The sequence below is a fragment of the Hydrogenophaga atypica genome, from assembly GCF_042665215.1.
Classification (GTDB): Bacteria; Pseudomonadota; Gammaproteobacteria; order Burkholderiales; family Burkholderiaceae_C; genus Hydrogenophaga; species Hydrogenophaga defluvii_A.
On the sequence record NZ_JBHTCA010000005.1, the window covers coordinates 43,268 to 66,998 of the forward strand.

The window sequence follows — 23,731 nt, forward strand, 5'->3', positions numbered from 1 at the left end:
GCACCTAAACTGCGCCCACACACCCCTGGAGGCCCCATGCTGCACCCCCAAGCCCGCGCCCTGCTCGACCTCATCATCGAACGTGGCGTGCCGCCCACCCACACCTTGAGCGTGGAGGAGGCCCGCCGCTTCTACCGCGAACGTCGCCACATCACCCAGCCCGAGCCACCACCCATCGACACCGTGCAGGCGCTGGTGGCCGACGGCCCTCACGGCCCCATTGCGCTGCGCTTGTACCGCCACGGCGACGGCGCGGGCCCGCGCCCGGCGTTGGTGTACTTCCACGGCGGCGGCTGGGTGATTGGCGACCTGGACACCCACGACACCCTGTGCCGGCAGCTGGCCATCGCCTCGGGTTGTGTGGTGGTGTCGGTGGACTACCGGATGGGACCGGAGCACCCTTTCCCGGCCGCCGTGGATGACGCCTGCGCCGCCACGCGCTGGGTGGCGGCCCAAGCCGCTGCGCTGGGGCTGGACGCCACCCGCCTGGCGGTGGGCGGCGACAGCGCGGGCGGCAACCTGGCGGCGGTGGTGGCATTGACGCTGCGTGGCGAGGTGCCACTGGCCTTTCAACTGCTGATTTACCCGGCCACCGACCAACACCGCACGCACGACTCGCACCGGCGCAACGCACAGGGCTACCTGCTGACGGCCGACACCATGACCTGGTTCCACGACCACTACATCGCCGACCCGGCGCAGGACAACGACTGGCGCGCCTCGCCGCTGCGCCACCCCGACCTGGCGGGACTGCCACCCGCGCTGGTACTCACCGCCGGCTACGACCCCTTGCGCGACGAAGGCATCGCCTACGCGCAGCGGCTCAGCGAGTCGGGTGTCCGCGCGACGCTGTTGAGCTTTGAGCGGCAAATCCACGGTTTCATGCCCATGGGCCGGGTGATCGACGAGGCCAACGAAGCCGTCGCCTTGTGCGCCGACGCGCTCAGGCGGGCGTTGCGCCCTTAACGTGTTGCGCAGGCCCGGCACACGCCCATGGCCAGGCGGTGCAAGGCCTGCCACGGGTCGCTGGGCCAATCGGCCTGCCTGAGGCCTTTGACGATGCCGTCCACCCGGTGTGCATCCACCACAAACGCCGCCGCCTGGGCGGCCGTGATGCGCGGCAGGGCACGCTCCATGAGCTTTTCCTTCGCGCCCCAGACGCGGTTTTCGCGCAAGGCCAAGGGCAAAGGCTTGCCCTCGGCCATGGCCTGCTTGACGCGGTGCAGCGTGCGCACGTCGTCGGCCAGGGCCCAGTGCACCAGCACCGGCGCTTCACCCTCGGCCTGCAGGCCGTCGAGCATGCGCTGGGCACGGCCCAACTGCCCGCCCAGCACCGCCTCGGCCAACTTGAAGGCGTCGTAACGGGCCACGTTGAGCACCGCGCTTTCCACCTGCTCAAACGACAACTCGCCTTCGGGAAACAGCAGGCCCAGTTTCTGAATCTCCTGGTGCGCCGCGAGCAGGTTGCCCTCCACGCGGTCGGCAAAAAACTGCAGCGTGCGCTGCCCGGCCTCGCCGGCCTGCACACGCTGGCCTTGGGCTTGCAGGCGTTGCGCAATCCACTGCGGCAAGGCCAGGCGTTCGATGGGGTCGGTGCGCACGGTGATGCCATTGGCGTCCAGCGCCCCAAACCACGCGCCCTTTTGGGTGGCGCTGTCCAGGCGCGGCAAAAACACCAGGGTCAACACGCTGTCGTTGCCACGCGCGGCCTCGGCCAGTTGCTGCAAAGCCTGTGAGCCGTCTTTGCCCGGCTTGCCCGACGGGATGCGGATCTCCACGATCTGCTTGTCGGCGAACAGGCTGAGCGAGCCACCAGCGGCCAAAACCTCGCTCCAGTCGAAATGGGCACCGGCCACGGTGAACACACTGCGGTCGGTGTAGCCCGCCGCCCGTGCCGCGCTGCGCACGGCATCGGCGCACTCTTGTTGCTGCAGGGGTTCGTCGCCGTACAGCGTGTACAGGCTTTTGAGGCCACGCTGAAGGTGTGGGGCGATCTGGGCCGAGGGGACTTGCATGGGCACGGATTATCGTCGGCGCCCCGTGCTTCAATCCCGCTCGGACAGCGGCGGCGGAACAGCACGGCCCGCATCAGCAGCATGCTGCAGACCGGCGCGGTGATCGACAACACGATGATGATCAGCCACACGTGCAGCGCCAGTCCCTGGCCGGTGGCGCTGAAGTGAACGATGAAGGCAAAAGTGACGTCCCATGCCGCGAGGGTGAAGACGAGCGCGGGGGCGTGCATGCGCAAGAAAAAATCGGGTAGGCGCCACAGACCCAAACCCGACAGCAAAGCCACCGCGCCACTGCCCAGCACCAGCACCAGCATGCCCACGGCGTAAAGAAAATCCAGGGCCAGCACGCGGTCCTGCGCGTGGGGTCCGCGCAGCAAGCTCCACAGGCCCATCAGCATCGCCGCCATGAACAGCAGCAAGGTCACGGTGATGTTGGCCAAGAGCAGCGGGCTCATTCAAAAATCTACTGCAAGGGTTGCTCGTAGGCTGCTTTGCAGTGGGCAATAAAAGCGGCCTCGTCCTCGACATTGAACACGTGCATCAACAACACGCTGCGATCAGCTGGGATTCATTTCGGTGAAATGCATTTTTTGTCAATTCACTTGTGCTCTGCGTGGCGTCCTCATACAGTAATGGTCCAGAAAATTGCAGCGATGTGCAACCAACGCAAGGCACGTCGCCACATATATTCTGGCGCCACTGCTTTTCAAACAAAGCTTCAAACCAGTCAACCAAAGCACTGCAACATCAAATAACAGATTTTGCAGGACCAGAACGAGACTGAATTTAAGTTATCTAGAATCCTGTGCTTGCAAAATTCAGAAAAATCACTTTAAACAACCAGAGCGCAATGAGCCTGCATCTACTGCAACCCCTCAAACCCCATTGATCGCAATTTATTTCTTAGCGTCAACGCATCAATCAACATATCCAGGAGGAAATTATGATGTCTTCAAAGTCAATCGTTCGAAAATTAAGCAACTCGCGACTGGTTGTCGCAATGACATTGAGTGCATGCATGGGGACTGCGCAGGCGGCAGAATGTACGTTGGTCCCCGGCGATTCCGTTGGCATGGACTTTACACAACGAGTCGAACTGCTGAGCAACGGTCAATATGAAAAACTTGAAAAATTACTTGCCACGCTTCACAAAAACAATTTGAACTCAGAGGGTGGAGACTTGTTGACGTTGCGCACACTTGTTGAGCTGGAAACATTCAGCATGGGACAAGAGGCATTGGTGCACATGTGGGTGGATCAGCGCCCTCAATCGTTTTTTGCCAACTTGCTTGCCGGCAGCTTTTATGCACAGCAAGCCAGCTTCGCTCGCAGTGATCGTCCTGCTGCACAGGTCAGCCGCGCCCAATTGGGCGCAATGAAGCAGTTCAACGAAAAATCGATGGCCTACTTGGAAACAGCCATGCGACTCGACCCCCATTCGGCCTTGCCCCATAGTATTGCGATTGGCATCGCCGCGAGCCAAGGTCAAGCGGCTGGGCAACATGCGGCCCAATGGCTTCAAGTAGCCAATCAGGTCGATCCCAAAAACCTCGCCGCACGCATCAATGCCGTCAACTATCTCAGTCCGCGTTGGGGCGGCTCTTTTGAACTGCTGGATCAAATGGTTGAGCAGGCCAAGAAAACGCTTTCGACTCAAAGCGCTCACTACCTAAACTACAACGTGGTTTTAGGCAAAGCGAGCCATCAAGAGGTGATTGAAAAAAACAAGGAGCAGGCACATGCCATTTACAAGCAAGCCCAAAGCATGTGCGAGAACTCCACGTCTGCACGCAAAGGAATGATCAGAACCTATCTGCGATAGAACTATCAAACCCTATTAAGAGCCTAAATATTTATATGACCAACCCCCACAGTCAGCACCCGCTTTCGGCAGACATTACCTAAACCGCTTTAGTCAGTCGTCACTTGACTACATATCGAACATTAATGAATATCAACGCATTGAAAATAACATTCGCCGCCTTGGCGTTTTTTTGCACACTCAGCGCAGCGCAAGAGCGACCAGTGGTGAATCCATATGGAAAATTTCTCAAGGGTGATGGTGTAGAAGTCGAAATGGCGCACTTCGCAGAAAAAAATGAAAATGATCTCTACGATGTGATATTAAAGACCACCGGACACCAAGCTTTTAACGAAGGGATCGATGGAAAAGCCTTGCGCTACAAAGCCACTCATGGCGGCAACGGCATCAATTACCTGCATGATGGAAAAGTCGTGTTGACGTTAAGGCAGCCCTATGGCGACTCCTGGTCCCGCATTCAAGTTTATTTGAACAAAAAATACATCACCTTGAATGAAGACGATGTCAAATCAAAAGATGTGAGGCCATTGCACTTGCTCACGGAGTTGCAGGCTGACAAGTAGGGGGCGCATTTCGCGCCTGAAGGCATGAGTTGAAGGCTCAATCGTCTCCGTCCTCGCGCCCGCTGCGCGCCATGGCTCGCAGCAACCAGATGCCGAACACCACCGCACCCGCAAAACCCATCAGGCCAAAAGCCGGCAGGCCAAACAGCGTGGGGCCACCCTGCACCGTGAGCACGATGGACGAGCCGATGATGAGCGCGGCCACCACCAGCGCCATGCTCAGGCGGTTGGCCGCGCGGTCGATCTGGTCGCCCACACGCTTGAGGTGGGCCAGCTCGATGCCCACCTGCAATCGGCCGCGCCGCGCATTGCGCAGCAAACGCCCCAGGTCGTCGGGCAACTGCTCCAAAGCCCCCAGGCTGCGGCGCAGCAGCGACCAGCCCCGCCTGGCCAGCGCCTTGGGCTGGTAGCGCGCACGCAGCACACGTTTGAGCAAGGGCAGGGCTTCGGTGGCCATGTGGAAGCCGGGGTCCAACCCACGGCCCATGCCTTCGAGGGTGATGAAAGATTTGATGAGCAGAGCCAGATCGGACGGCAAGCCCAGCTTGTGTTCGCGCAGGATGGTGGTGACATCGGCCAGCATCTGGCCCAGGCTGAGCTTGGCCAGCGACACGCCGTGGTACTGGTCCACAAAGGCCTCGATCTCGCTCTCCAACTGGGCGGTGTCGATGCCGTGGGTGTCGCCCGCCCAGTCCAGCAGCACGTCGGCCACGGCCTGGGCACGGTGCTCCACTAGGCCCAGCAGCAGTTGCAACAGGTCGTCGCGGCGGCGCTCGCTCAGACGTCCGGCCATGCCGAAGTCGATGAAGGCAATGCGGTTGCCCGGCAGGTAGAACACGTTGCCGGGGTGCGGATCGGCGTGGAAAAAACCGTCCTCCACGATCATCTTGAGCACGGCGCCGGCACCGCGTCGCGCGAGCAGCTGGCGATCAAACCCGGCCTCGGGCGTGAGACGGTCCAGCTGGTGGCCAGGCACGCCGTCCAGAAAGTCCTGCACGTTGACGCGGGCGCCCGTGTGTGCCCAGTGCACGCGTGGGATGACGATGTGCTCCAGCGCCGCCAGGTTGGTGGCAATGCGCTCGGCGTTGCGGCATTCGTTGGCCAGGTCCAGCTCGCGCCGCAGCGAACGGGCGAACTCGCGCACCAGCAACTGCGGCCGGTAGGGCTTGAGCGCGGGCAGCTCGGCCTCGGCCAATGCGGCCAGGCGCTCCAGCAGGCGCAGGTCGGCCTCGATGGTGTCCGTGATGCCAGGGCGGCGTATCTTGACCACCACCTCGGTGCCATCGTGCAGTTGCGCGCGGTGCACCTGGGCAATCGATGCGGCGGCCAGCGGCTCGGCGTCAAATCGCGCGAACACGGCCTCGGGCTCACCGCCGAGGTCGTCTCGCAACTGCGGGCGCAGGCTGTCCAGCGGCAGCGCAGGCACCTGGCTGTGCAGCTTCTCGAATTCGGCGATCCACTCGGGCCCGAACAGGTCGGCGCGACCGGCCAGGATCTGGCCGAGCTTGACGAAGGTGGGCCCCAGCTCCTCCAGTGCCAGCCGCACCTGCACCGGCGGCGGCAGGCGGGCCAGGTCGGCCGCGTGGTCCCACCGCAAGGCGTGGCCGGCTTTTTCCAGCGCGTCGGCCAAACCCAGGCGGCGCACCGTGTCGCCAAAACCATGGCGGATCAACACGCCCAGGATGTCCTGCAGGCGACCCAGGTCGCGTGCGGTGGTGAGGGCCTGGAGCAACATGTCAGTGGCCCACGGCAAGCAACGGGGTGGTCATAAGTTCGTCGCGGCGATGACTTCGGGCAGATCGGTCAGGCCTTGAATGACCTTGTCGATGCCGTCTTGTCGCAGTGTTTTCATGCCGGCCTTGAGCGCGGTGTCGCGGATCTCGGTGGCCGAGGATCGGCGGCGGATGTGGTGGCGGATGTCTTCGTCGTTGAGCATCAGCTCGTAAATGCCCAGGCGGCCTTTGTGGCCACGCCCTTCGCACACGGTGCAACCCACGCCGCCTTTGATGAAGCTGCGCAGGTAGCGCCCGCCGTGGCCATCGTCCTGCCCATATTGTTCGGTCCAGCGCGCGATCTGCGCTGCCACGTCGCGCGCATCCACGTGCTGAACGCTCTCCAGATACTGGGTCGCCAGGGCCTCCAGTTCGTCCTGCGTGGCGGGTCGGGCGGTCACACAGGCCTTGCACAGGCGGCGCACCAGGCGTTGCGCGAGGATGCCCAGGAGCGAATCGGAGAAGTTGAACGGGTCGAGGCCAATTTCCAGCAGCCGGCCCACGCTCTCGGGCGCCGAGTTGGTGTGCAGGGTGGACAACACCAGGTGGCCGGTGAGCGAGGCTTCGATGGCGATGCGCGCGGTCTCTTCGTCGCGCATTTCGCCGATCATGATGACGTCGGGGTCGGCGCGCAAAAAGGTGCGCATGGCGGCCGCAAAGGTCCAGCCGATGCGTGGGTTCATCTGCACCTGACGCAGGCCCTCCTGGGTGATTTCGATCGGGTCCTCGGCGGTCCAGATCTTGCGCCCCTCGGTGTTGATGTCGGCGATGAGCGAATGCAGCGTGGTGGTTTTGCCGCTGCCGGTGGGGCCACACACGAGGATGAGACCGTAGGGTTTTTGCGCCAGGCGCTGCAGTTGGGTGAGGTCGCGCGGGTTCAGGCCGATGGCGTCCACCGGGATGGGCTTGGAGCCCGCCAACAGGCGCAGCACCACGTCTTCGAGGCCGTTGGCGGTGGGCACGGTGACCACGCGCAGCTCGGTCTTGCTGCCGCCAAAACGGGCGAAGTCGATCTTGCCATCCTGCGGCTTGCGGTGCTCGGAGATGTCCATGCCCGCCATGATCTTGATGCGGGCCACCAGCGCGTAACGAAAACGCGACTCCACCTCCAGGTAGCGCTTGAGTTCGCCGTCCAGGCGCAGGCGGATGCGCACCGTCTTGGGCGCTGGCCGCGTTTCAATGTGGATATCGGAGGCCTTCTGTGCAATGGCTTCCTCGATCAGCGAGTTGATCATGCGCACCAGCGTGTTGTCGGACTCGCTGACGATGTCGCCATCGGGTTCGCTCACACCGACATCGCTGCCCGCCATCAGGTTGACGGCCAGATCTTTGGCGGCCATGCGGGTGCCCGTGGTGGGCGTGGGGCTGCCCGCGCTGGCCTGGTAGGCACGCTCCAGCGCCGGCATCAGCGTGCCGGGCGCCGCCAGCACCGGCACGATGCGCATCTGCGTCATGAAGCGCAATTCATCGTGCAGCCGTTTGTCCAGCGGGTCCGCCATCAGCACCACCAGCAGGTCTTCGTGCCGCAACAGGGGCAGCACCGACTCGGCCTCTGCCACAGCGCGTGGCACCATGGCCAGGGCCTCGGGGTCAAAACGGTAGTGGCGGGCGTCCACCACGCGGTTGCCCAGCCAGCCGGCGATCACCTGGCGCAGTTGCGCTTCGCTGAGCACGCCCTTGTCCAGCAATTGACGGCCCAGTTGGCGGTACACGCCCAGCTTGCGCTCCTCCACCTGGGTTTGCAGCGCTTCGGCCAGTTGGCGCACCGTGATGACGCCACTTTGCACCAGCGCATCGCCCAGGTGCTGCGCGCCATGGGCCGTGGACTGGGGGTTTTGCAGCAGGCGCCACAGCTCCTCGGGGCTGTGGGGCTGCGGCACGCCATGCACGGACGGCGCGGATGCGGAGGCTTCGAGCGGATTGGGCATACCCGGTACGGTAAATGAAGCGGCAAAAGTGTCAGCCCCCGTTATAGTCGAATTGTCAAAGCTTGGCCCCCAGGCCCCTCCCCGCCCGCCACGCCATGGACTCGCTGCTGCCGCCCACCCACGGCTTCACGCCCGCCAGCATCCCGCGCCCACACTTCTGGGGGCTGGACGCGCTGTGGGCGCGCCTGTTGCTGGTGGGCGTGTTGTACGCGGCCACGGGCTGGCTGTCGGTGCGCTTCACGCTGTCGCCCGATGGCCCGGCCATGTTGTGGCTGCCCAACGCGGTGGTGCTGGCCGCCTTGCTGTTGTCGCCCCGGCGGCAATGGGGGTTTTTTGCCGCCCTGATGGTGCCCGTGGAACTGCTGGTGGACTGGGGCACCTACAGCCTGCCGCAAGCGCTGGGTTTTGCCACCGCCAACATCCTGGAAGTCCTGGTCGGCGCCTACACCATCACGCGGTTGTGCGGGCGGGTGTTCTCTGTGCAGCGGGTGGTCCACGTGGGCTGGTTTGTGGTGCTGGGCGCGGGGCTGGCCAGCGGGCTGTCGGCCCTGCTGGGGGCACTGCTGCACCCACAACATCCAGAGGGCCTGGGGCTGTGGGGCCACTGGCTGGTGTGGTGGCTGGGCGATGCGTTGGGCCTGATGGTGCTCACGCCCTTGCTGCTGGACCTCTGGGGGCCGCAGCTCAAGAGCGAACACCTGCACCTGCTGCGCAGCTGGCGCTGGTGGCCCGAAACCCTGTTGCTGGTCGTGCTCAACCTGCTGGTGTTTGGCGAGCGCTTCACGGGTCTGGACAGCCCGGCGCTGAGCGTGGTGCTGATGCTGCCCGCCGTGGCCTGGCTGGCCTTGCGCCACGGCACGGTCGGCGGTGCCTGGGCCAGCCTCTGGACAGCCGCCATCGCCATCGTGCTGACCGCGGCGGAATCAGGCCCCTACGCCAGTGGCAACCTGCCTCGCAGCGACCTGCAGTTGCAGGAATTCCTGCTGGCGGTGGTGTTGTCCGCGCTGGGCTTGGGTGCTTTCGTGCTCGAAGCCCGGCAACGCGAAAACGCCTTGCGTCTGTTCCAGCGCGCGGTGGAGGCGTCGGACGACAGCATCGCCATTGCCGATGCGCAGGTGGACGATTTTCCCGTCGTCTACGTCAACCAGAAATTCCTCAGCAGCACCGGCTACCGCGCCCACGAGGTGCTGGGCCACAACTGCCGCTTCCTGAGTGCCCACGACCGCGACCAGCCCGGCCTGCACGCGGTGCGGCAAGCGCTTCAGCGCGCCGAGCCGGTGCAGGTGAGCCTGCGCAACTACCGCAAGAACGGTGAGCTGTACTGGAACCAGCTCACGCTGGCACCGGTGTTCTCCGAGCGCGGCGCGTTGACCCATTTCATCGGCGTGCAACACGACATCACCGACATCAAGCGCACACAGGACGAATTGCTCGCCGCCAAAGCCGCGCTGGAAACACAGAACCAGGAGCTGGAAGACCGGGTGCAGGAACGCACGCGCGAGCTGGAGTTGTTGTCCACCACCGATCCCCTGACGGGGGCGCGCAACCGCCGCTACCTGATGGACCAGGCGGCACTGGAGGTCGCCCGCGCGCACCGCTATGGCCACCCGCTGTCCTGCCTGTTGTTTGACATCGACCACTTCAAACGCGTGAACGATGCCCACGGCCACGACGTGGGCGACCGCGTGCTCATCGCCATCTGCATGGCGGTGCAAGCCATGCTTCGCCCGGCCGACACGCTGGCGCGCTACGGCGGTGAAGAGTTTGTGGTGTTGCTGCCCGACACCGACGTGGTTCAGGCGCGCTACGCCGGGGAACGCATACGCAAGGCCATGCAGGACATGCCGGTGCCGGCACCAGGTCTGGACACGCCGCTGCGGGTCACGGTCAGTGTGGGCGTGGCCACGCTGTCGGTGCTCCATGCCGACGCCGACGCCCTCTTCAAAGCCGCCGACACGGCCATGTACCAGGCCAAGGTAGGTGGGCGCAACCGGGTGGTGGTGGCGGGAGAGTGACCCCGGCCCGTGGCGTTCAACGCTTGACGACGCTCAGGCGGCGCAGCACCTGCTGGACGATGTCGGTCTGCATGTCCTTGTACATCAGCGCTTCTTCCGCCTCTTTGCCCAGCACGGCGGTTTCGGTGAAGCTGATGTCGCGCGTCTGCAGCAGCTCGCTGTCCTCGATGAGATCGGCGCCCTGGGCGCTGCGCAGGCGAAAACGGAAGCGTGTGCGCAGCTGCAGCTCGCGCACCTGGCCCGTGGCGGTGATGCCCACCACGGCACGCTCGCGCTGGTCGGCCAGCACGTCCATCACCACGTCCACCGGTTCGCTGGCGGGCGGTGGCAGGCCGGGCTGGCGCGGTGGCTCGGGTGGCAACACGCGCACCCCCGCCTGCTCCAGGGCCCGCATCAGCTCGCGTGCCACCGGCGTGGCAAAGTTGCCAGGCGAGCGGATGGTTTCAAAGGCCAGCTTGGGCGGCTGACGCAACTTGAAGCCGCAGCCCCCCAGCAGCGCCACACCACCAGCCAACACCACAGCGCGGCGTGTGCCCATGGTCACACCACCACGTTGACAAGGCGACCGGGCACCACCACCACCTTTTTCGGCGGAGCGCCGTTGGCGGCCTTGGCAAACGCTTCGCTGGCCAGGGCGGCGGCCTCGATGGTGGCCCTGTCGGCGCCAGCCGGCACCAACACGGAACCGCGGTGTTTGCCGTTGACTTGCAGCACGAGTTCGATCTCGTCCTGCGCCAAGGCACCCGGATCCACCTGCGGCCAAGGTGCGTCCAGCAGCTCGCCCAGGGTGCCGGCGTAACCCAGCTCGGTCCACAGGGCGTGGGCAATGTGGGGCGTGGCTGGGTACAACACGCGCAGCAAGATGCCGAAGCCTTCGATCACCGCGACCTGTGCGCCCGCGTCGTCGAACTGCTTGAAATCCTCCAGGGCGTTGAGCATCTTCATGGTGCCGGAGACCACGGTGTTGTACTGCATGCGCTGGTAGTCGTAGTCCACCTGCTTGAGCACGGTGTGGATCTCCAGGCGCAGGGCCTTGGCGGCCTTGCCGAAGGCCACATCGGCCAGGCTCTTGGCTCCGGCGGCCGATTGCGCGGCGGCGGTCCAGTCGGCTTGGCCCAGCTTGACCCCCAGGTTCCAGACGCGGCGCAGGAAGCGGTAGCTGCCCTCCACGGCCGAGTCGTTCCACTCCAGCGTGGCCTCGGGCGGCGCGGTGAACATGGTGTACAGGCGCGCGGTGTCGGCGCCGTACTTTTCAATCAAATCCTGCGGGTCGACGCCGTTGTTCTTGGACTTGGACATGGTGCCCACGCCCTCGTAGTCGATGGGCGTGCCCACGGGCAGATCGCCGACCGCATTCTTCAGCTTCGCGCCAACGATCTTGCCGCCTTCGTCCAGCACATGCTCCACATCGTGGGGCCAGAAGTATTCCTTGGCGCCCTTGTCGGTGCGGCGGCTGTAGATGTGGTTGAGCACCATGCCCTGCGTGAGCAGCTTGGTGAAGGGTTCGTCCACCTTGACCAGGCCCAGGTCGCGCATGACCTTGGTCCAGAAGCGCGCGTACAGCAGGTGCAGGATGGCGTGTTCGATGCCGCCGATGTATTGGTCCATCGGCATCCAGTAATCCGCGCCTTCGGCCACCATTTTTTCGGCGTTGGTCGGGTCGCAATAGCGCATGAAGTACCAGGACGAATCCACGAAGGTGTCCATGGTGTCGGTCTCGCGCTTGGCCGCCTTGCCGCAGATGGGGCAGGTGACGCCGGCGTGAAAACCCTCGTGTTTGTGCAGCGGGTTGCCGCTGCCATCGGGCACGCAATCCTCGGGCAGCACCACCGGCAGGTCTTTCTCGGGCACCGGCACCGCGCCGTGTTCGTCGCAGTGGATGATGGGGATGGGTGTGCCCCAGTAGCGCTGGCGGCTCACGCCCCAGTCGCGCAGGCGCCAGGTGGTTTTCTTCTCGCCCAGCGGGCCCAGCAACTCGGCCACCTTGTCCACGGCGGCCTTGTAGGCCAGGCCGTCGAGCACGCCACTGTTGACGCAGACGCCGCGCTGCTTGTCGCCGTACCAGTCGGCCCACTGGGTGGTGCTGTAGGTCTCGCCTTCCACCGCCACCACTTGCTTGATGGGCAACTGGTACTTGAGCGCAAACGCGAAGTCACGTTCGTCGTGCGCGGGCACGCCCATCACGGCGCCGTCGCCATAGCTCATGAGCACGTAGTTGCCCACCCACACGTCGACCTTCGCGCCGGTCAGCGGGTGCGTGACCTGCAGGCCCGTGGGCATGCCCTTCTTTTCCTGCGTGGCCAACTCGGCCTCGGTGGTGCCGCCGGTCTTGCACTCTTCGATGAAAGCGGCAAGCTGCGGGTTGCCGGCAGCGGCGTGTGCGGCCAGTGGGTGTTCGGGCGCCACGGCGCAGAAGGTCACGCCCATGATGGTGTCGGCGCGCGTGGTGAACACGTACATGCGGCCATCGCCAATCAGCTTGCCATCGCCGCCCTGAATGTCGTGGGTGAAGGCAAAACGCACGCCCTCGCTCTTGCCGATCCAGTTCTCCTGCATCAGCCGCACCTTGTCGGGCCAGCCAGTCAGCGTGGCCTTCTCGTTGCCCATCTGGACGTGGTCCAGCAACTCTTGCGCGTAGTCGGTGATCTTGAGGTAGTAGCCGGGGATCTCGCGCTTTTCCACCAGCGCACCGGTGCGCCAGCCGCGCCCGTCAATGACCTGCTCGTTGGCCAGCACGGTCTGGTCCACCGGGTCCCAGTTGACGACCTGGGTCTTGCGGTAGGCGATGCCTTTTTCCAGCATCTTGAGGAACAGCCACTGGTTCCACTTGTAGTACTCGGGCGAGCAGGTGGCCACCTCGCGCGACCAGTCGATGGCCAGTCCCATCGCCTGCATCTGCTTCTTCATGTAGGCGATGTTCTCGTAGGTCCACTTGGCAGGCGGCACCTTGTTTTTAAGCGCCGCGTTCTCGGCCGGCAAGCCGAAGGCGTCCCAACCCATGGGCATCAAGACGTTGTGGCCCTTCATGCGCAGGTGGCGCGTGAGCATGTCGTTGATGGTGTAGTTGCGCACGTGGCCCATGTGCAGCTTGCCGCTGGGGTAGGGCAGCATGGAGCAGGCGTAGAACTTCTTCTTGTTCTCGTCCTCGGTCACGCGGTAGGCATCGGTGGCCGTCCAGTGGGCGTGGGCGGCGCGCTCCACGTCTTGCGGGGTGTATTTGTCTTGCATGGGAACTGTGGAAGGGGAAAGCAGTCACTCAACTGCACTGCTCAGATTTTAGGCTTTCGCACCAAGCTGCCTGCCGGCAGCACGCCGCCCGGCCAACGGCCACGCCACCCACTCCCAACGAAAGGATCCCCATCGGTGTCTGTTGACATGTTTTTTCAACTTGAGCCCTGGGTACAAGCCAGCGCGGGCCTGCTGATGTTGTCGCTTCTGGCGTTCACAGCCAGGGCCATTGCGCAGTGGTTGCTGCTGCGGGTGTTCAAAGACCTGCGCACACAACTCAACCAACGCTGGACACAGGTGGTGCTCGACACCACGGTGCTGCACCGGCTGGCCCAGCTCGTGCCTTCACTGGTCGTGCAGATCGGCGTTCAGGTGGTGCCACATCTGCCACCGTCCGGGGTGACCGTGATTCGCAACGTCGCGGTCGCCATCACCGTGGTGCACGCCGTGCGGGTGCTGATGGCCCTGCTGGATGCGTTGCTGGCCAGCGAGCCAGGCAGCAATGCCTCCGGCACCGTGAGCACACGCTCCATCAAGGGCTATGTGCAACTGGGGAAACTGGCGTTGTTCCTGCTCGGCGCCATCTTGGCCATCGCTGCACTGATCGACCGCTCGCCCCTGATACTGCTCTCGGGCCTGGGCGCGATGTCGGCGGTGCTGATGCTGGTGTTCAAGGACACCATTCTTTCGTTCACGGCAGGCGTTCAACTCGCTTCCAACAACATGCTGCGCGTGGGGGACTGGATAGAGATGCCACAAGTGGGCGCCGACGGCGACGTGATCGACATCGCGCTGCACACCGTCAAGGTGCAGAACTGGGACAAGACCATCACGACGATTCCCACCTGGCGCCTGATGTCGGAAAGCTACCGCAACTGGCGAGGCATGTCGGAATCGGGCGGTCGACGCATCAAACGCACGTTGCGCCTTGACACCCATTCGGTGCACTTTCTGACGCCACAAGACATCGATCGCCTGAGCCACATCACGCTGCTTCGGCCGTACCTGGAAGGCAAGCAGCACGATGTGCGAGCCACCAACGAGGGCTTGCGCGAGCGGTTGGGCGCGGTGGCCGAGGTGCCCGCCAACCAGCGCCGCCTGACCAACCTGGGCACCTTCCGGGCCTACGTGGAAGCCTACCTGCGCGCCCACCCCGGCATCCACCCACAAATGACGCTGATGGTGCGCGCCATGGAGCCCACGCCCGAAGGGGTGCCACTCGAGCTGTATTGCTTCACGGCCACCACCGCGTGGGTGGAGTACGAGCGCATCCAGGGCGATGTGTTCGACCACTTGCTCGCCATCCTGCCGGAATTTGGTTTGCGCCCGTTCCAGACGCCTTCGGGCTCGGACCTGCGAGCGGGGCTGGAAGGCCTGCTGCGAACCGCCTGATCAACGTGCGGGCGCGGCGTCTTGCGGCTCGGCCACAAAACCGATGCGGGACAGGCCGGCGGCCTGCACCTGGCCGATCAACGCGGCCACCCGGCCGTAGGGCACGGCGGCGTCCACACGCAACAGCACCTCGGTGTCGGGATCGGTGCGGGCGATCTCGGTAAGTTGGCGCTCCAGTGCATCGGCCGGCACCAGGCGTTCGTCCACGAACAGGCGCAGTTCGCGGTCCAGCACCACCGACACCGAACCCGCCGTCTTGACCGGCGCCGTGGCCTGGGCCTGGGGCAGGTCGATCTTGAGGCCGCTGACCATCAGCGGCGCGGTGACCATGAAGATGACCAGCAGCACCAGCATCACGTCCACCAGGGGCGTGACGTTGATGTCGCTCATGGGCGTAGAGCCGGCGGTGTCGAAACCGTCGCGTTCAAGCTGTCCAAAGCTCATTTCGCAGCCTCGGCGACAAGATCGCGCAGATCGCGCGCAAAGCCTTCCAAGTCGGCCTCGATGCGCGCGATGCGCCGGCCGAGCACGTTGTAGGCCAACACGGCCGGTATCGCCACAAACAGGCCCGCAGCGGTCATGACCAAGGCCTCCCCCACCGGACCCGACACCTGGGCGATGGACACCTGGCCCTGGTCGGCGATGCCAGTCAGTGCGTTGAAGATGCCCCACACCGTGCCCAGCAGACCGACGAAGGGTGCGGTGGCCCCCACGCTGGCCAGCAGCACCTGGCCGGTGCGAAGGCGGTTGAGCACCGCGTGCAAGGCCTGGCGCAGCACGCGGGTGAGCTGGTGCGACACGTCGGCCGAGGTCGCCAGGGTGGTTGGCGCGTCCACCGCATGGCGGGCGGTATCCACCTGGTGCGCGGCCAGCACCAGGGGTGCCAGCACCGCTTCGCGGTCCAGTTGCTGCAAGCGGGGCAGGGCATCACCCAACGTGGGCGATTGCCAGAACACGGACACGCCCAGGGTGAGATCGGCCGCCGCACGGCGCAGCAACCAGAACTTCCACAGCAACACCACCCAGCTGCCCACCGACATGAGCAGCAGCAGCAAGGCCACGGCACGCCCGATGGCGTCGGCCTGGGCCAGCAACTGCAGGGCGCTCATGGGCGGCGCGGAGGCGTCAGTTCAGGCCCAACACGTCGAACATGTTGAACAGGCCGGTCTTTTTGTCGGCCAGGAAACGCACCGCGCGCAGGCTGCCCTGGGCGTAGGTGGCGCGGCTGCTGGACTTGTGGGTGATCTCGATGCGCTCGCCGGTGCCAGCGAACAGCACGGTGTGATCGCCCACGATGTCGCCACCACGTATGGTGGCAAAACCGATGGAGGACGGGTCACGCTCACCGGTCACGCCTTCGCGGGCGTAGACAGCACAGTCCTTGAGATCGCGCCCCAGGGCACCGGCAATCACCTCGCCCATCATCAGCGCGGTGCCGCTGGGTGCGTCCACCTTGTGGCGGTGGTGGGCTTCGATGACCTCGATGTCGTAGCCGGTGGCCAGGGCCTTGGCCGCCATCTCCAGCAACTTGAAGGTGACGTTGACGCCCACACTCATGTTGGGCGCCATGACGATGGCGGTTTGTTTGGCGCATTCGGCGATCTCGGCCTTTTGCGCATCCGTGAAGCCGGTGGTGCCGATGACGACCTTGACGCCCAGGCGGGCACATTCGCGCAGGTGGTTGAGCGTGCCTTCGGGGCGGGTGAAGTCGATCAGGAACTGGCTGCCGACCAAACCTTGTGCCACGTCGCCGGTGATCAAGGCGCCGGTGGTCTGGCCCAGGTAAGCGGCGGCGTCCTGGCCGACAGCGGGGCTGGTGGGCAAATCCAGTGCGCCGGTGACGCTGCAGTCGTCGCTGGCGCGCACGGCCTCGATCAACATGCGGCCCATGCGACCGCTGGCGCCGGCGATGCAGATGTGGTGGTTCATCGGGCGGCTCCGGTGGCCGACTCCAGCGGCGGGTAGCTGTTGGCGGGCGCTGCGGCCGGGGCGCTGGCAGGCTCGGGGGTGGCCTGCGGTGCGCCTTTGCGGTTGCTCTCGTCAAACGCCTTGAGGCTGGCTTCGCTGGCCTCCATCACGCGCTCCTTGCCCGTGACCGGACGCACCACCAGTGAAGCGACAAACTCTGACTCGGTGGGCATGTCGTCGGCCTCGACGCGCACGAGGTTGTTGCCCTCAAAAAACACCGTCAACTTGCGCGTCTGCTCCGCTTCGCTGCTGCCGCCACGGCGGTAAGTGAACACGTAATCCCAGCGGTTGGCGTGGAAAACGCTTTGCAACAGCGGCGTGCCCAGCACGTCCCGCGTCTGCACGCGTGTCATCCCCGTCTTGAGCGCGCTCACCTGCTCCTTGGTGATGACGTTGCCCTGCACCACGTCGATTTTGTAGGGCTTGATCAGCCCACCCAGCGTGGACATGCCGGTGGCCGCATCACGGAGGGTGCCGCAGGCGGACAGGCCCAGCACCAGGACGAGGGTGAGAGCAGCGCTGGCGCGGCGCGCCACAGCAGAACGTTGGATGGGCAACATGGGCGTACACACGGTGGGGAAACGGCATGCGCCAAAGGGCGCGCGATATCATTGGTCATTGTAGCCACAGAGGGTGTTTGCCTCGCCCGGTGACCCGCCACGCCATGACCAACATCGACGAACTCAAAAGCACCGGTCTCAAGGCCACCCTGCCCCGGCTGAAGATCCTGGAGGTGTTCCAGGCCAGCAAGCAGCGCCACATGACGGCCGAGGACGTGTTCCGCGTCCTGCTGGACGACCGCTCCGACATTGGCCTGGCCACCGTCTACCGGGTGCTGATGCAGTTCGAGCAAGCGGGTTTGCTCACGCGCAGCAATTTCGAGTCGGGCAAAGCGGTCTACGAACTCAATGAAGGCCAGCACCACGACCACCTGGTGTGCCTGGACTGTGGCCGGGTAGAAGAGTTTTTCGACCCGGAAATCGAACGCCGCCAGCATGCGGTGGCCGAACAGCGCGGCTTTGTACTGCAGGAACACGCGTTATCCCTCTACGCCAACTGCAGCAAGACCGACTGCCCACACCGCGCGTCGAAGCGCTAAAAAGAACGGGTCTGGCGCGCGCCAGCGAGGTGCTTGGCCGCAGCGCAGGGCCGCCCCAAGCAAGGCCGCGCCCCCTCGGGGGGCAGCGAACCACACGAAGTGGGGAGCGTGGGGGTTAGCGGTTCATCGCGTCGCGGTGGCGCTGCACAAACTGCTGGTAGGTGTCGATCCCGCGCAATTGCAGCACCATGTTGCGCACCGCCGCTTCCACCAGCACAGCGATGTTGCGCCCGGCCACCACCTGGATGACCGATTTGCGCACGGGCACACCCAGCACATCCTGGTACATGGGCTCGTGGGGCAGGCGGTCGTAGTCGCGCTCCAGGGTCTCGGCCCGCACCAGGTGGACGATGAGCTTGAGACGCATCTTGCGGCGCACGGACGTTTCGCCAAAGATGGCCTTGATGTCCAGCAGGCCGATGCCACGCACCTCCAACAGGTTTTGCAGCAGCTCCGGGCAACGGCCCTCAATGGTGGTCTGGTTGGTGCGGTACAGGTCCACCGCGTCGTCAGCGATCAGGCCGTGTCCACGCGAGATCAGCTCCAGGCCCAACTCGCTTTTGCCCAAGCCCGACTCGCCGGTGATCATCACACCCACACCCAGGATGTCCATGAACACCCCGTGCATGGACACCCGCTCGGCAAAGTGCCGCGACAGGTAGGCGCGCAACACATCGATGACAAATCCGGCCGACTCATGGGTGGCAAACAGGGGAATCTGGGCCCGTTCGCACATCGACACCAGCGCGTCGGGCGCGGTCTGGCCGTCGGCCACCACCAGCACAGGCGGCTCCAGGGTGACAATGCGCGACACCCGGCGACGGCAGTCTTCCGGCGTGGCGTTGGTGAGGTAGCTCACCTCGCGCTCGCCCAGCACCTGCAACCGGTACGGATGGATGTAGTTGAGGTAGCCCACCAGATCGGCACCCGAACGTGCCATGGTGACGGCGACTTCGTCGAATCGTCGTTCGGAAGCGATTTGCCCCGCAATCCACTGCCAGTGCAGCGACTCGCGGTGCTGCTCAAACAGCACATCGGCACTGACAACGGCGGCCTTCATGCGGGCAGCGCGGGCAAAAAAAGGACGTGGACCGCTCAGGCGGTCGCGTGCGCCGACTGCCAGTTGGCGATCAAGGCGTGGAGTGCCGCCGCCTGATCCGAGGTCTTCATCTGCTCGCGCAGGCTGCTGTCGCTCAACAACTCGGCAATTTCCGACAGGATTTCGAGGTGTTTTTGGGTGGCCGCTTCCGGCACCAGCAAAAAGATCATCAAGGTGACGGGCAGCTCGTCCGGCGCATCAAACCCGATGGGGTTGAGCAGCTGGAACACCGCCGCCAGGGGCTGTTTGAGCCCTTTGATGCGGCCGTGCGGGATGGCCACGCCATGGCCCAGGCCGGTCGAGCCCAGCCGCTCACGGGCAAACAGGCTGTCGGTGATCAGCGCACGGTTGAGCCCGTGCTGGGTTTCAAACAGCAAGCCAGCCTCTTCAAAGGCACGTTTTTTGCTTGTGGCATCGACGTGGACCAGCACCTGTTCGGCGGGCAATATGGCGGAAAGTCGGTTCATCGGGGGCCTCTCGGACCGCGAATTATGCCCAGTTGGGGGGATTAGGCTAGACGTGGGCCACAAAAAAGCCGCTTGACAAGGCAAGCGGCTTGTTGCAGTGCAGCATTACCCAGGGATCACATCAGCCGTTTGGCGGCTTCGTGGTGGTGCTCCTGGGTCTTGTCCTTGTAACGCAGCACCTGGCGGTCCAGCTTGTCGGCCAGTTCGTCCACGGCAGCGTACAGGTCAGCGTGAGAGCTTTCGGCAAACAGATCACGGCCTTTCACATGGATGTTGCATTCGGCGCGCTGGCGCAAATCCTTTTCCTTGAGTTTGTCCACCGTCAACAGCACCTTGATATCGACCACCTGGTCGAAGTGCCTTGAAATGCGATCGAGCTTGCTGGTGACGTAGGTGCGCAGTGCCGGGGTAACTTCCAGGTGATGTCCGCTGATCGTCAAGTTCATAAAGAGCCTCCTTAGCTCTGGGTTGACACGGCCGCCACCGGTTGAGGGCAGCGACCACACAAATCCTGTGCAACCACTATGCCCCCTCGGATGCTGCAGCGCAATCCCGCACTGCAACATGAGCAAGTCAGGGGGCCTTTGCTTGCGCTGCCACCGGCTTTGGGCCAGACTGCTGTGTGTGCAGCTTGAGCCCTTTGGCCACCCAGACGCTGGCCAAACTGGCAACGCACCCCAGCAAAGACGCCACCCAGTAGTGGCGCAGGAGTCCGCTGTCGTCGCGCGAGATGATGAGCCCACCCACCAAGGCCGCCAACCCCATGGCAGCCGATTGCACCGCGCCGTTGAAAGCCATGAAGGTGCCCCGCCGAACGGGATCGGCCGCCGACGCCAGGATGGCCATGCCTGGAATCATGCGTCCGCTCATGACCACAAACTGCGCGGTGGACAACACCACCACCGCCACCAGGGCCAGCAACGGCACGGGGGCCGCCAGCGGCTGGTCGGTGGCCCAGGCCCAGACGGCCGGTCCCAGGGCGATGCCCAGCAGTGGCACCAGCACCGCCAGCGCCAGCCACCCGAACACCCGCACTTTGCCGTGGCGGTCGGTCCACCGCCCGACCCAGCGCGCGGTCAACAACGACCCGATGCCACCAAACAGGTAGAGCAACGGGATCTGGTGGTCTTGCAGCCCGGCGTTGCTGGTGGTGAACAAGGTGATGTAGGGGATGGTGGTGAAGCCGGTGGCCATCAACAAACCCGAAAACAGGAAGGCCCGGCGGTGGTTGGCATCGGCCAACACCTCGCCCATGCCACGCCAGACGCCGCTGGGGCTGGCACCGCCCGACAGGTGGTGGCGCAGCGCCGGCAGGCTCCACGCCGCCGCCAGCGCCAAAACCGCACACAACAAAGCGATGGCAATGAATGGCATGTGCCAGCCGGCCCACGCAGCCAGCCACAGCCCGCCCGGCACGCCGGCCACCGTGGCCAGCGAAAACGCGGACATCACCACCGCCGCAGCGCGGCCCCGCCGCTCGAAAGGAACCACGTCGGCCACGATGGTGTGCGCCAGCGCGGTGAGCACGCCACCAAAGGCGCCTGCAGCAATGCGTGCCACCATCAGGCTGCCAAACGTGGGCGCCAATCCACAGGCCAGGGTGGCCAGCGCAAAGCCGCCGTACAACACCAACAACAGGCGCTTGCGGTCAAAACGGTCGATGTAGCCCGCCGCCAGCAGGCCAGACACACCGGCAGCGAAGGTGTAGGACGACACCAGCAGCCCGAACTGTGCGTCGCTGATGCCAAAAAGCCGCGTCAGCTGCGGCCCCAATGGCATCATGATCATGAAATCGACGATGTGGGTGAACTGGATGCCCGCCAACGTGAGCAGCAGGCCCAGTTCACGGCGTCGGCTGTACAAGGCTGGCGTCATGGGTGAAGTTCAAAAAATACAAACGGCCGGAACCGAACAATGTCGCTGGACACGCTGATCGCATCGCACCTGTTGGCACCGGCACGCCCGCCGCGCGCCAGCGGTGCCGCCGCACTGGTTTTGATGGGGGGCGGCGCGCGCACCGCCTACCAGGCGGGGGTGCTGCGGGCCATCGCCCACATGAAGCCGGCCACCGCAACCGAGGTTTTTCCGTTCCAGTTGCTGCTGGGCACCTCTGCCGGCGCCCTCAACGCGACCTACCTCGCCAGCCAGGTGGCACAAGGCTGGGCCGCACTGCCGGCACTGGCCGCATTCTGGCTTCAGCTGCGGTCGGCACAAGTCTACCGCCTGGACGCACCACGCTGGTCGCGCACCCACTTCCTTCTGGCGGGGCTCACGCTGGCGCGCCAGGTGAGGGCCCACCGCGCCCTGCTCGACACGTTGCCGTTGGTGGACACCTTGCACCGCGCCATCGATCTCAGCGCCATCGAACGCGCCTTGCAGAGCGAGGCGCTGCAAGCGCTGGCGGTCACGGCGTCCAGCTACAGCAGCGGTGAACACTGGACCTTCTGCCAGGCCGGCCCCAACCTGCCGGCCGAGCCCTGGCACCGCCCCGGCCGGCGCGCCGATTTCCAGCCGGTGACCATCGAGCACCTCATGGCGTCCAGCGCCATCCCTTTTCTGTTTCCCGCTGTGCCACTGTGGGTGGATGGGCACAAAGAGTATTTCGGCGACGGCTCCATGCGCCAGCTCTCGCCCTTGTCGCCCACCATCCAGCTGGGCGCACGCAAGGTGCTGGTGATTGGTGTGGGCCAGCCGCAGCGTGCGGGCCTGGCCGGTGGCGCGCGCGCGCCCGACGCCGAACCCACCGCCGGCACCATCGCCGGCCACGCCATGGCCAGCGTCTTCCACGACACCCTGATGACCGATGTGGAACAGGCCCAGCGCGTGAGCAAAACCCTGGCCAGCCTGCCACCCGAACTCGCACTGGCCCTGCCTTACCGGCCGGTGGAGGTGCTGGCCATGCAGCCCACGCAGTCGCTCGACGAGATCGCGCTGCGGCACGTGAGCGAGCTACCCGCCGCCACCCGCAACACCCTGGAGGGCCTGGGCGCCCTCAACACCCAGCGCGGTGTGGGCGCCAGCGGTGCGGCGCTGGCCAGCTACCTCTTGTTTGAGCCGGGCTTTGTGCAGGCCCTCATCACGCTGGGCGAACAGGACGCCTACGCGCGCCGGGCCGAACTGGAGGCGTTTTTTGACACGCCACCGTCTTGACGCGGTGCCATAATCGCGCCAGTTTTGTGAACGGAGAACCCCTTGGACAGCACACCCAGTTGTGTGCTTTCAGTTCCCGCCACGCGGCACTGACCCGCCATCGAGCCCGATGAGGCCGGTGGGCGCCGCGCGCGGTGGCTGAAAGCACCCCGCCCCCACCGCCGCCCGGCCCCGGGTGGCCCCCCACATCGTCGCCCGACCGGAAGCCCGCGCATGCTCAACGTCTTCACCCTGGCCAATGGCCGCCTGTTCCAGGAAGAGATCGAATCCCTGGAAGAACTGGCCCAGTTCAAACCCATCTGGGTCGATCTGGAGTCGCCCACCACCGAGGAGCGCCGCTGGGTGCGCCAGCACTTTGGCCTCAACATCCCCGACGACGCGATGGACGAGGACATCGAGGAGTCAGCCCGTTTTTTTGAAGAAGACAACGGCGAACTGCACATCCGATCCGATTTCCTGATCGACGACGACGAGCAGCCGCGCGCCGTTCGGGTGGCCTTCATCCTCAACCAGCACAACACCGAGCTGCGCGGCCACGGCGTGCTGTTTTCCATCCACGACGAAGATGTGCCGGTGTTCCGCCTGCTGCGCATGCGCGCGCGCCGCATGCCAGGGCTGATCGAAGACGCCAAGGAAGTGCTGCTCAAGCTCTTCGATGCCGACGCCGAGTACTGTGCCGACACGCTGGAAGACATCTACGACGAACTCGACCTCGTGAGCCGCCAGGTGCTGGCCGGCAACGTGACCGACAACAAAGCCGGCGAAGTGCTGGCCGCCATCGCCCGCCACGAAGACATGAGCGGGCGCATCCGCCGCAACGTGATGGACACACGCCGTGCGGTCAGTTTCATGATGCGCACCCGCATGCTGAGCGCCGAGCAGTTTGAGGACGCACGCCAGATCCTGCGCGACCTCGACTCGCTCGACAGCCACACCGCCTTCCTGTTCGACAAGATCAACTTCCTGATGGATGCCACCGTCGGCTTCATCAACATCAACCAGAACAAGATCATCAAGATCTTCTCGGTGGCCAGCGTGGCACTGCTGCCGCCCACGCTGATCGCCAGCATCTACGGCATGAACTTCCAGTACATGCCGGAGCTGAACCAGACCTGGGGCTACCCGGCCGCGCTGGTGCTGATGGTGGCCTCTGCGGTGGGGCCAATGCTGTATTTCCGCAAGCGCGGCTGGCTGAAATAAAGCGGGCCACCGC

Annotated in this window: 21 protein-coding genes and 1 pseudogene; 8 read left to right on the forward strand and 14 right to left on the reverse strand. The window is 64.7% G+C overall.

The genetic code is table 11. The features are described 5' to 3' along the window. Positions 1-36 precede the first annotated feature (36 nt). On the forward strand, positions 37-966 hold the full coding sequence (locus ACFQPB_RS09150) for an alpha/beta hydrolase (protein WP_382222150.1): 930 nt from the start codon (positions 37-39) through the stop codon (positions 964-966). Here the strand turns inward: ACFQPB_RS09150 and holA are convergent. Then, the gene (holA, locus tag ACFQPB_RS09155) at positions 963-2,015 is read right to left on the reverse strand and encodes a DNA polymerase III subunit delta (RefSeq protein ID WP_382222153.1); all 1,053 of its coding nucleotides are present in this window, start codon (positions 2,013-2,015) and stop codon (positions 963-965) included. The genes ACFQPB_RS09150 and holA overlap by 4 nt on opposite strands. A gap of 74 nt (positions 2,016-2,089) precedes the next feature. Next, a pseudogene (locus tag ACFQPB_RS09160) lies at positions 2,090-2,470 on the reverse strand (monovalent cation/H(+) antiporter subunit G); the annotation flags it as partial. A 491-nt stretch (positions 2,471-2,961) separates the two neighbouring features. Here ACFQPB_RS09160 and ACFQPB_RS09165 point away from each other — a divergent pair. Together ACFQPB_RS09165 and ACFQPB_RS09170 are read left to right on the forward strand one after the other, a co-directional pair. Continuing rightward, positions 2,962-3,837 (forward strand): DUF4034 domain-containing protein, encoded by an 876-nt coding sequence (locus ACFQPB_RS09165; protein ID WP_382222156.1) that lies wholly within the window; start codon positions 2,962-2,964, stop codon positions 3,835-3,837. Between the two features lie 125 nt (positions 3,838-3,962). Further along, positions 3,963-4,400: a hypothetical protein gene (locus ACFQPB_RS09170; protein ID WP_382222159.1), complete on the forward strand. Its 438-nt coding sequence runs from the start codon at positions 3,963-3,965 to the stop codon at positions 4,398-4,400. Between the two features lie 37 nt (positions 4,401-4,437). Here the strand turns inward: ACFQPB_RS09170 and ACFQPB_RS09175 are convergent, their stop codons facing one another. Beyond that, on the reverse strand, positions 4,438-6,135 hold the full coding sequence (locus ACFQPB_RS09175) for an ABC1 kinase family protein (RefSeq protein WP_382222162.1): 1,698 nt from the start codon (positions 6,133-6,135) through the stop codon (positions 4,438-4,440). A 30-nt stretch (positions 6,136-6,165) separates the two neighbouring features. Beyond that, on the reverse strand, positions 6,166-8,100 hold the full coding sequence (locus ACFQPB_RS09180; protein ID WP_382222164.1) for a GspE/PulE family protein: 1,935 nt from the start codon (positions 8,098-8,100) through the stop codon (positions 6,166-6,168). A 95-nt stretch (positions 8,101-8,195) separates the two neighbouring features. Here ACFQPB_RS09180 and ACFQPB_RS09185 point away from each other — a divergent pair, with 95 nt between their 5' ends. Continuing rightward, the gene (locus ACFQPB_RS09185; protein ID WP_382222165.1) at positions 8,196-10,115 is read left to right on the forward strand and encodes a sensor domain-containing diguanylate cyclase; all 1,920 of its coding nucleotides are present in this window, start codon (positions 8,196-8,198) and stop codon (positions 10,113-10,115) included. 16 nt (positions 10,116-10,131) lie between these two features. Here the strand turns inward: ACFQPB_RS09185 and ACFQPB_RS09190 are convergent, their stop codons facing one another. After that, entirely contained in the window at positions 10,132-10,653 is a 522-nt protein-coding gene (locus tag ACFQPB_RS09190) for an LPS-assembly lipoprotein LptE (protein ID WP_382222168.1), read from the reverse strand. Positions 10,654-10,655: 2 nt separating this feature from the next. Then, the gene (gene leuS, locus ACFQPB_RS09195; protein WP_382222170.1) at positions 10,656-13,343 is read right to left on the reverse strand and encodes a leucine--tRNA ligase; all 2,688 of its coding nucleotides are present in this window, start codon (positions 13,341-13,343) and stop codon (positions 10,656-10,658) included. 147 nt (positions 13,344-13,490) lie between these two features. On the opposite strand from leuS, the gene ACFQPB_RS09200 reads away from it, so the two are divergent. Next, positions 13,491-14,735: a mechanosensitive ion channel family protein gene (locus ACFQPB_RS09200; protein ID WP_382222172.1), complete on the forward strand. Its 1,245-nt coding sequence runs from the start codon at positions 13,491-13,493 to the stop codon at positions 14,733-14,735. On the opposite strand, the gene ACFQPB_RS09205 is transcribed toward ACFQPB_RS09200, so the two are convergent. The 4 genes from ACFQPB_RS09205 to ACFQPB_RS09220 are packed head-to-tail and all read right to left on the reverse strand — an operon-like array spanning position 14,736 to position 17,263. Further along, on the reverse strand, positions 14,736-15,179 hold the full coding sequence (locus tag ACFQPB_RS09205; RefSeq protein ID WP_382222175.1) for an ExbD/TolR family protein: 444 nt from the start codon (positions 15,177-15,179) through the stop codon (positions 14,736-14,738). Next, entirely contained in the window at positions 15,176-15,844 is a 669-nt protein-coding gene (locus tag ACFQPB_RS09210; RefSeq protein WP_382222178.1) for a MotA/TolQ/ExbB proton channel family protein, read from the reverse strand. Before ACFQPB_RS09210 ends, ACFQPB_RS09205 begins: the two co-directional genes overlap by 4 nt. A gap of 16 nt (positions 15,845-15,860) precedes the next feature. Next, the gene (gene dapB, locus ACFQPB_RS09215; RefSeq protein ID WP_382222181.1) at positions 15,861-16,664 is read right to left on the reverse strand and encodes a 4-hydroxy-tetrahydrodipicolinate reductase; all 804 of its coding nucleotides are present in this window, start codon (positions 16,662-16,664) and stop codon (positions 15,861-15,863) included. Next, positions 16,661-17,263 (reverse strand): outer membrane protein assembly factor BamE, encoded by a 603-nt coding sequence (locus tag ACFQPB_RS09220; protein ID WP_382222183.1) that lies wholly within the window; start codon positions 17,261-17,263, stop codon positions 16,661-16,663. Before ACFQPB_RS09220 ends, dapB begins: the two co-directional genes overlap by 4 nt. A 104-nt stretch (positions 17,264-17,367) precedes the next feature. Here ACFQPB_RS09220 and fur point away from each other — a divergent pair, with 104 nt between their 5' ends. Further along, entirely contained in the window at positions 17,368-17,802 is a 435-nt protein-coding gene (gene fur, locus ACFQPB_RS09225) for a ferric iron uptake transcriptional regulator (RefSeq protein ID WP_382199534.1), read from the forward strand. A gap of 115 nt (positions 17,803-17,917) precedes the next feature. On the opposite strand, the gene hprK is transcribed toward fur, so the two are convergent. The 4 genes from hprK to ACFQPB_RS09245 all read right to left on the reverse strand — a co-directional run bounded on the left by hprK (position 17,918) and on the right by ACFQPB_RS09245 (position 21,243). Further along, a complete protein-coding gene (hprK, locus tag ACFQPB_RS09230; RefSeq protein WP_382222186.1) occupies positions 17,918-18,862 on the reverse strand; it encodes an HPr(Ser) kinase/phosphatase in 945 nt (314 codons plus the stop codon). Positions 18,863-18,897: 35 nt separating this feature from the next. Further along, a complete protein-coding gene (locus tag ACFQPB_RS09235) occupies positions 18,898-19,368 on the reverse strand; it encodes a PTS sugar transporter subunit IIA (protein WP_382199532.1) in 471 nt (156 codons plus the stop codon). A 116-nt stretch (positions 19,369-19,484) separates the two neighbouring features. Next, a complete protein-coding gene (gene hpf / locus ACFQPB_RS09240) occupies positions 19,485-19,814 on the reverse strand; it encodes a ribosome hibernation-promoting factor, HPF/YfiA family (RefSeq protein WP_382199531.1) in 330 nt (109 codons plus the stop codon). Positions 19,815-19,941: 127 nt separating this feature from the next. Then, positions 19,942-21,243 (reverse strand): MFS transporter, encoded by a 1,302-nt coding sequence (locus ACFQPB_RS09245; protein WP_382222188.1) that lies wholly within the window; start codon positions 21,241-21,243, stop codon positions 19,942-19,944. Positions 21,244-21,282: 39 nt separating this feature from the next. Between ACFQPB_RS09245 and ACFQPB_RS09250 the strand changes: the two genes are divergently transcribed. Continuing rightward, entirely contained in the window at positions 21,283-22,518 is a 1,236-nt protein-coding gene (locus tag ACFQPB_RS09250) for a patatin-like phospholipase family protein (protein WP_382222190.1), read from the forward strand. Between the two features lie 213 nt (positions 22,519-22,731). Continuing rightward, positions 22,732-23,718, forward strand: a complete 987-nt coding sequence (corA, locus tag ACFQPB_RS09255; protein ID WP_382222193.1) for a magnesium/cobalt transporter CorA — start codon at positions 22,732-22,734, stop codon at positions 23,716-23,718. Positions 23,719-23,731: the final 13 nt, after the last annotated feature.

Bases quoted from the DNA above. Each gene is read 5' to 3' on its own strand.
- ACFQPB_RS09235 (WP_382199532.1), bottom strand. From the start codon at position 19,368: ATGAACCGACTTTCCGCCATATTGCCCGCCGAACAGGTGCTGGTCCAC.
- ACFQPB_RS09200 (WP_382222172.1), top strand. From the start codon at position 13,491: ATGTTTTTTCAACTTGAGCCCTGGGTACAAGCCAGCGCGGGCCTGCTG.
- ACFQPB_RS09170 (WP_382222159.1), top strand. From the start codon at position 3,963: ATGAATATCAACGCATTGAAAATAACATTCGCCGCCTTGGCGTTTTTT.
- ACFQPB_RS09205 (WP_382222175.1), bottom strand. From the start codon at position 15,179: ATGAGCTTTGGACAGCTTGAACGCGACGGTTTCGACACCGCCGGCTCT.
- ACFQPB_RS09185 (WP_382222165.1), top strand. From the start codon at position 8,196: ATGGACTCGCTGCTGCCGCCCACCCACGGCTTCACGCCCGCCAGCATC.
- ACFQPB_RS09180 (WP_382222164.1), bottom strand. From the start codon at position 8,100: ATGCCCAATCCGCTCGAAGCCTCCGCATCCGCGCCGTCCGTGCATGGC.
- leuS (WP_382222170.1), bottom strand. From the start codon at position 13,343: ATGCAAGACAAATACACCCCGCAAGACGTGGAGCGCGCCGCCCACGCC.
- ACFQPB_RS09150 (WP_382222150.1), top strand. From the start codon at position 37: ATGCTGCACCCCCAAGCCCGCGCCCTGCTCGACCTCATCATCGAACGT.
- ACFQPB_RS09220 (WP_382222183.1), bottom strand. From the start codon at position 17,263: ATGTTGCCCATCCAACGTTCTGCTGTGGCGCGCCGCGCCAGCGCTGCT.
- corA (WP_382222193.1), top strand. From the start codon at position 22,732: ATGCTCAACGTCTTCACCCTGGCCAATGGCCGCCTGTTCCAGGAAGAG.
- holA (WP_382222153.1), bottom strand. From the start codon at position 2,015: ATGCAAGTCCCCTCGGCCCAGATCGCCCCACACCTTCAGCGTGGCCTC.
- ACFQPB_RS09165 (WP_382222156.1), top strand. From the start codon at position 2,962: ATGTCTTCAAAGTCAATCGTTCGAAAATTAAGCAACTCGCGACTGGTT.
- ACFQPB_RS09175 (WP_382222162.1), bottom strand. From the start codon at position 6,135: ATGTTGCTCCAGGCCCTCACCACCGCACGCGACCTGGGTCGCCTGCAG.
- ACFQPB_RS09190 (WP_382222168.1), bottom strand. From the start codon at position 10,653: ATGGGCACACGCCGCGCTGTGGTGTTGGCTGGTGGTGTGGCGCTGCTG.
- ACFQPB_RS09245 (WP_382222188.1), bottom strand. From the start codon at position 21,243: ATGACGCCAGCCTTGTACAGCCGACGCCGTGAACTGGGCCTGCTGCTC.
- ACFQPB_RS09210 (WP_382222178.1), bottom strand. From the start codon at position 15,844: ATGAGCGCCCTGCAGTTGCTGGCCCAGGCCGACGCCATCGGGCGTGCC.
- fur (WP_382199534.1), top strand. From the start codon at position 17,368: ATGACCAACATCGACGAACTCAAAAGCACCGGTCTCAAGGCCACCCTG.
- hpf (WP_382199531.1), bottom strand. From the start codon at position 19,814: ATGAACTTGACGATCAGCGGACATCACCTGGAAGTTACCCCGGCACTG.
- hprK (WP_382222186.1), bottom strand. From the start codon at position 18,862: ATGAAGGCCGCCGTTGTCAGTGCCGATGTGCTGTTTGAGCAGCACCGC.
- ACFQPB_RS09250 (WP_382222190.1), top strand. From the start codon at position 21,283: ATGTCGCTGGACACGCTGATCGCATCGCACCTGTTGGCACCGGCACGC.
- dapB (WP_382222181.1), bottom strand. From the start codon at position 16,664: ATGAACCACCACATCTGCATCGCCGGCGCCAGCGGTCGCATGGGCCGC.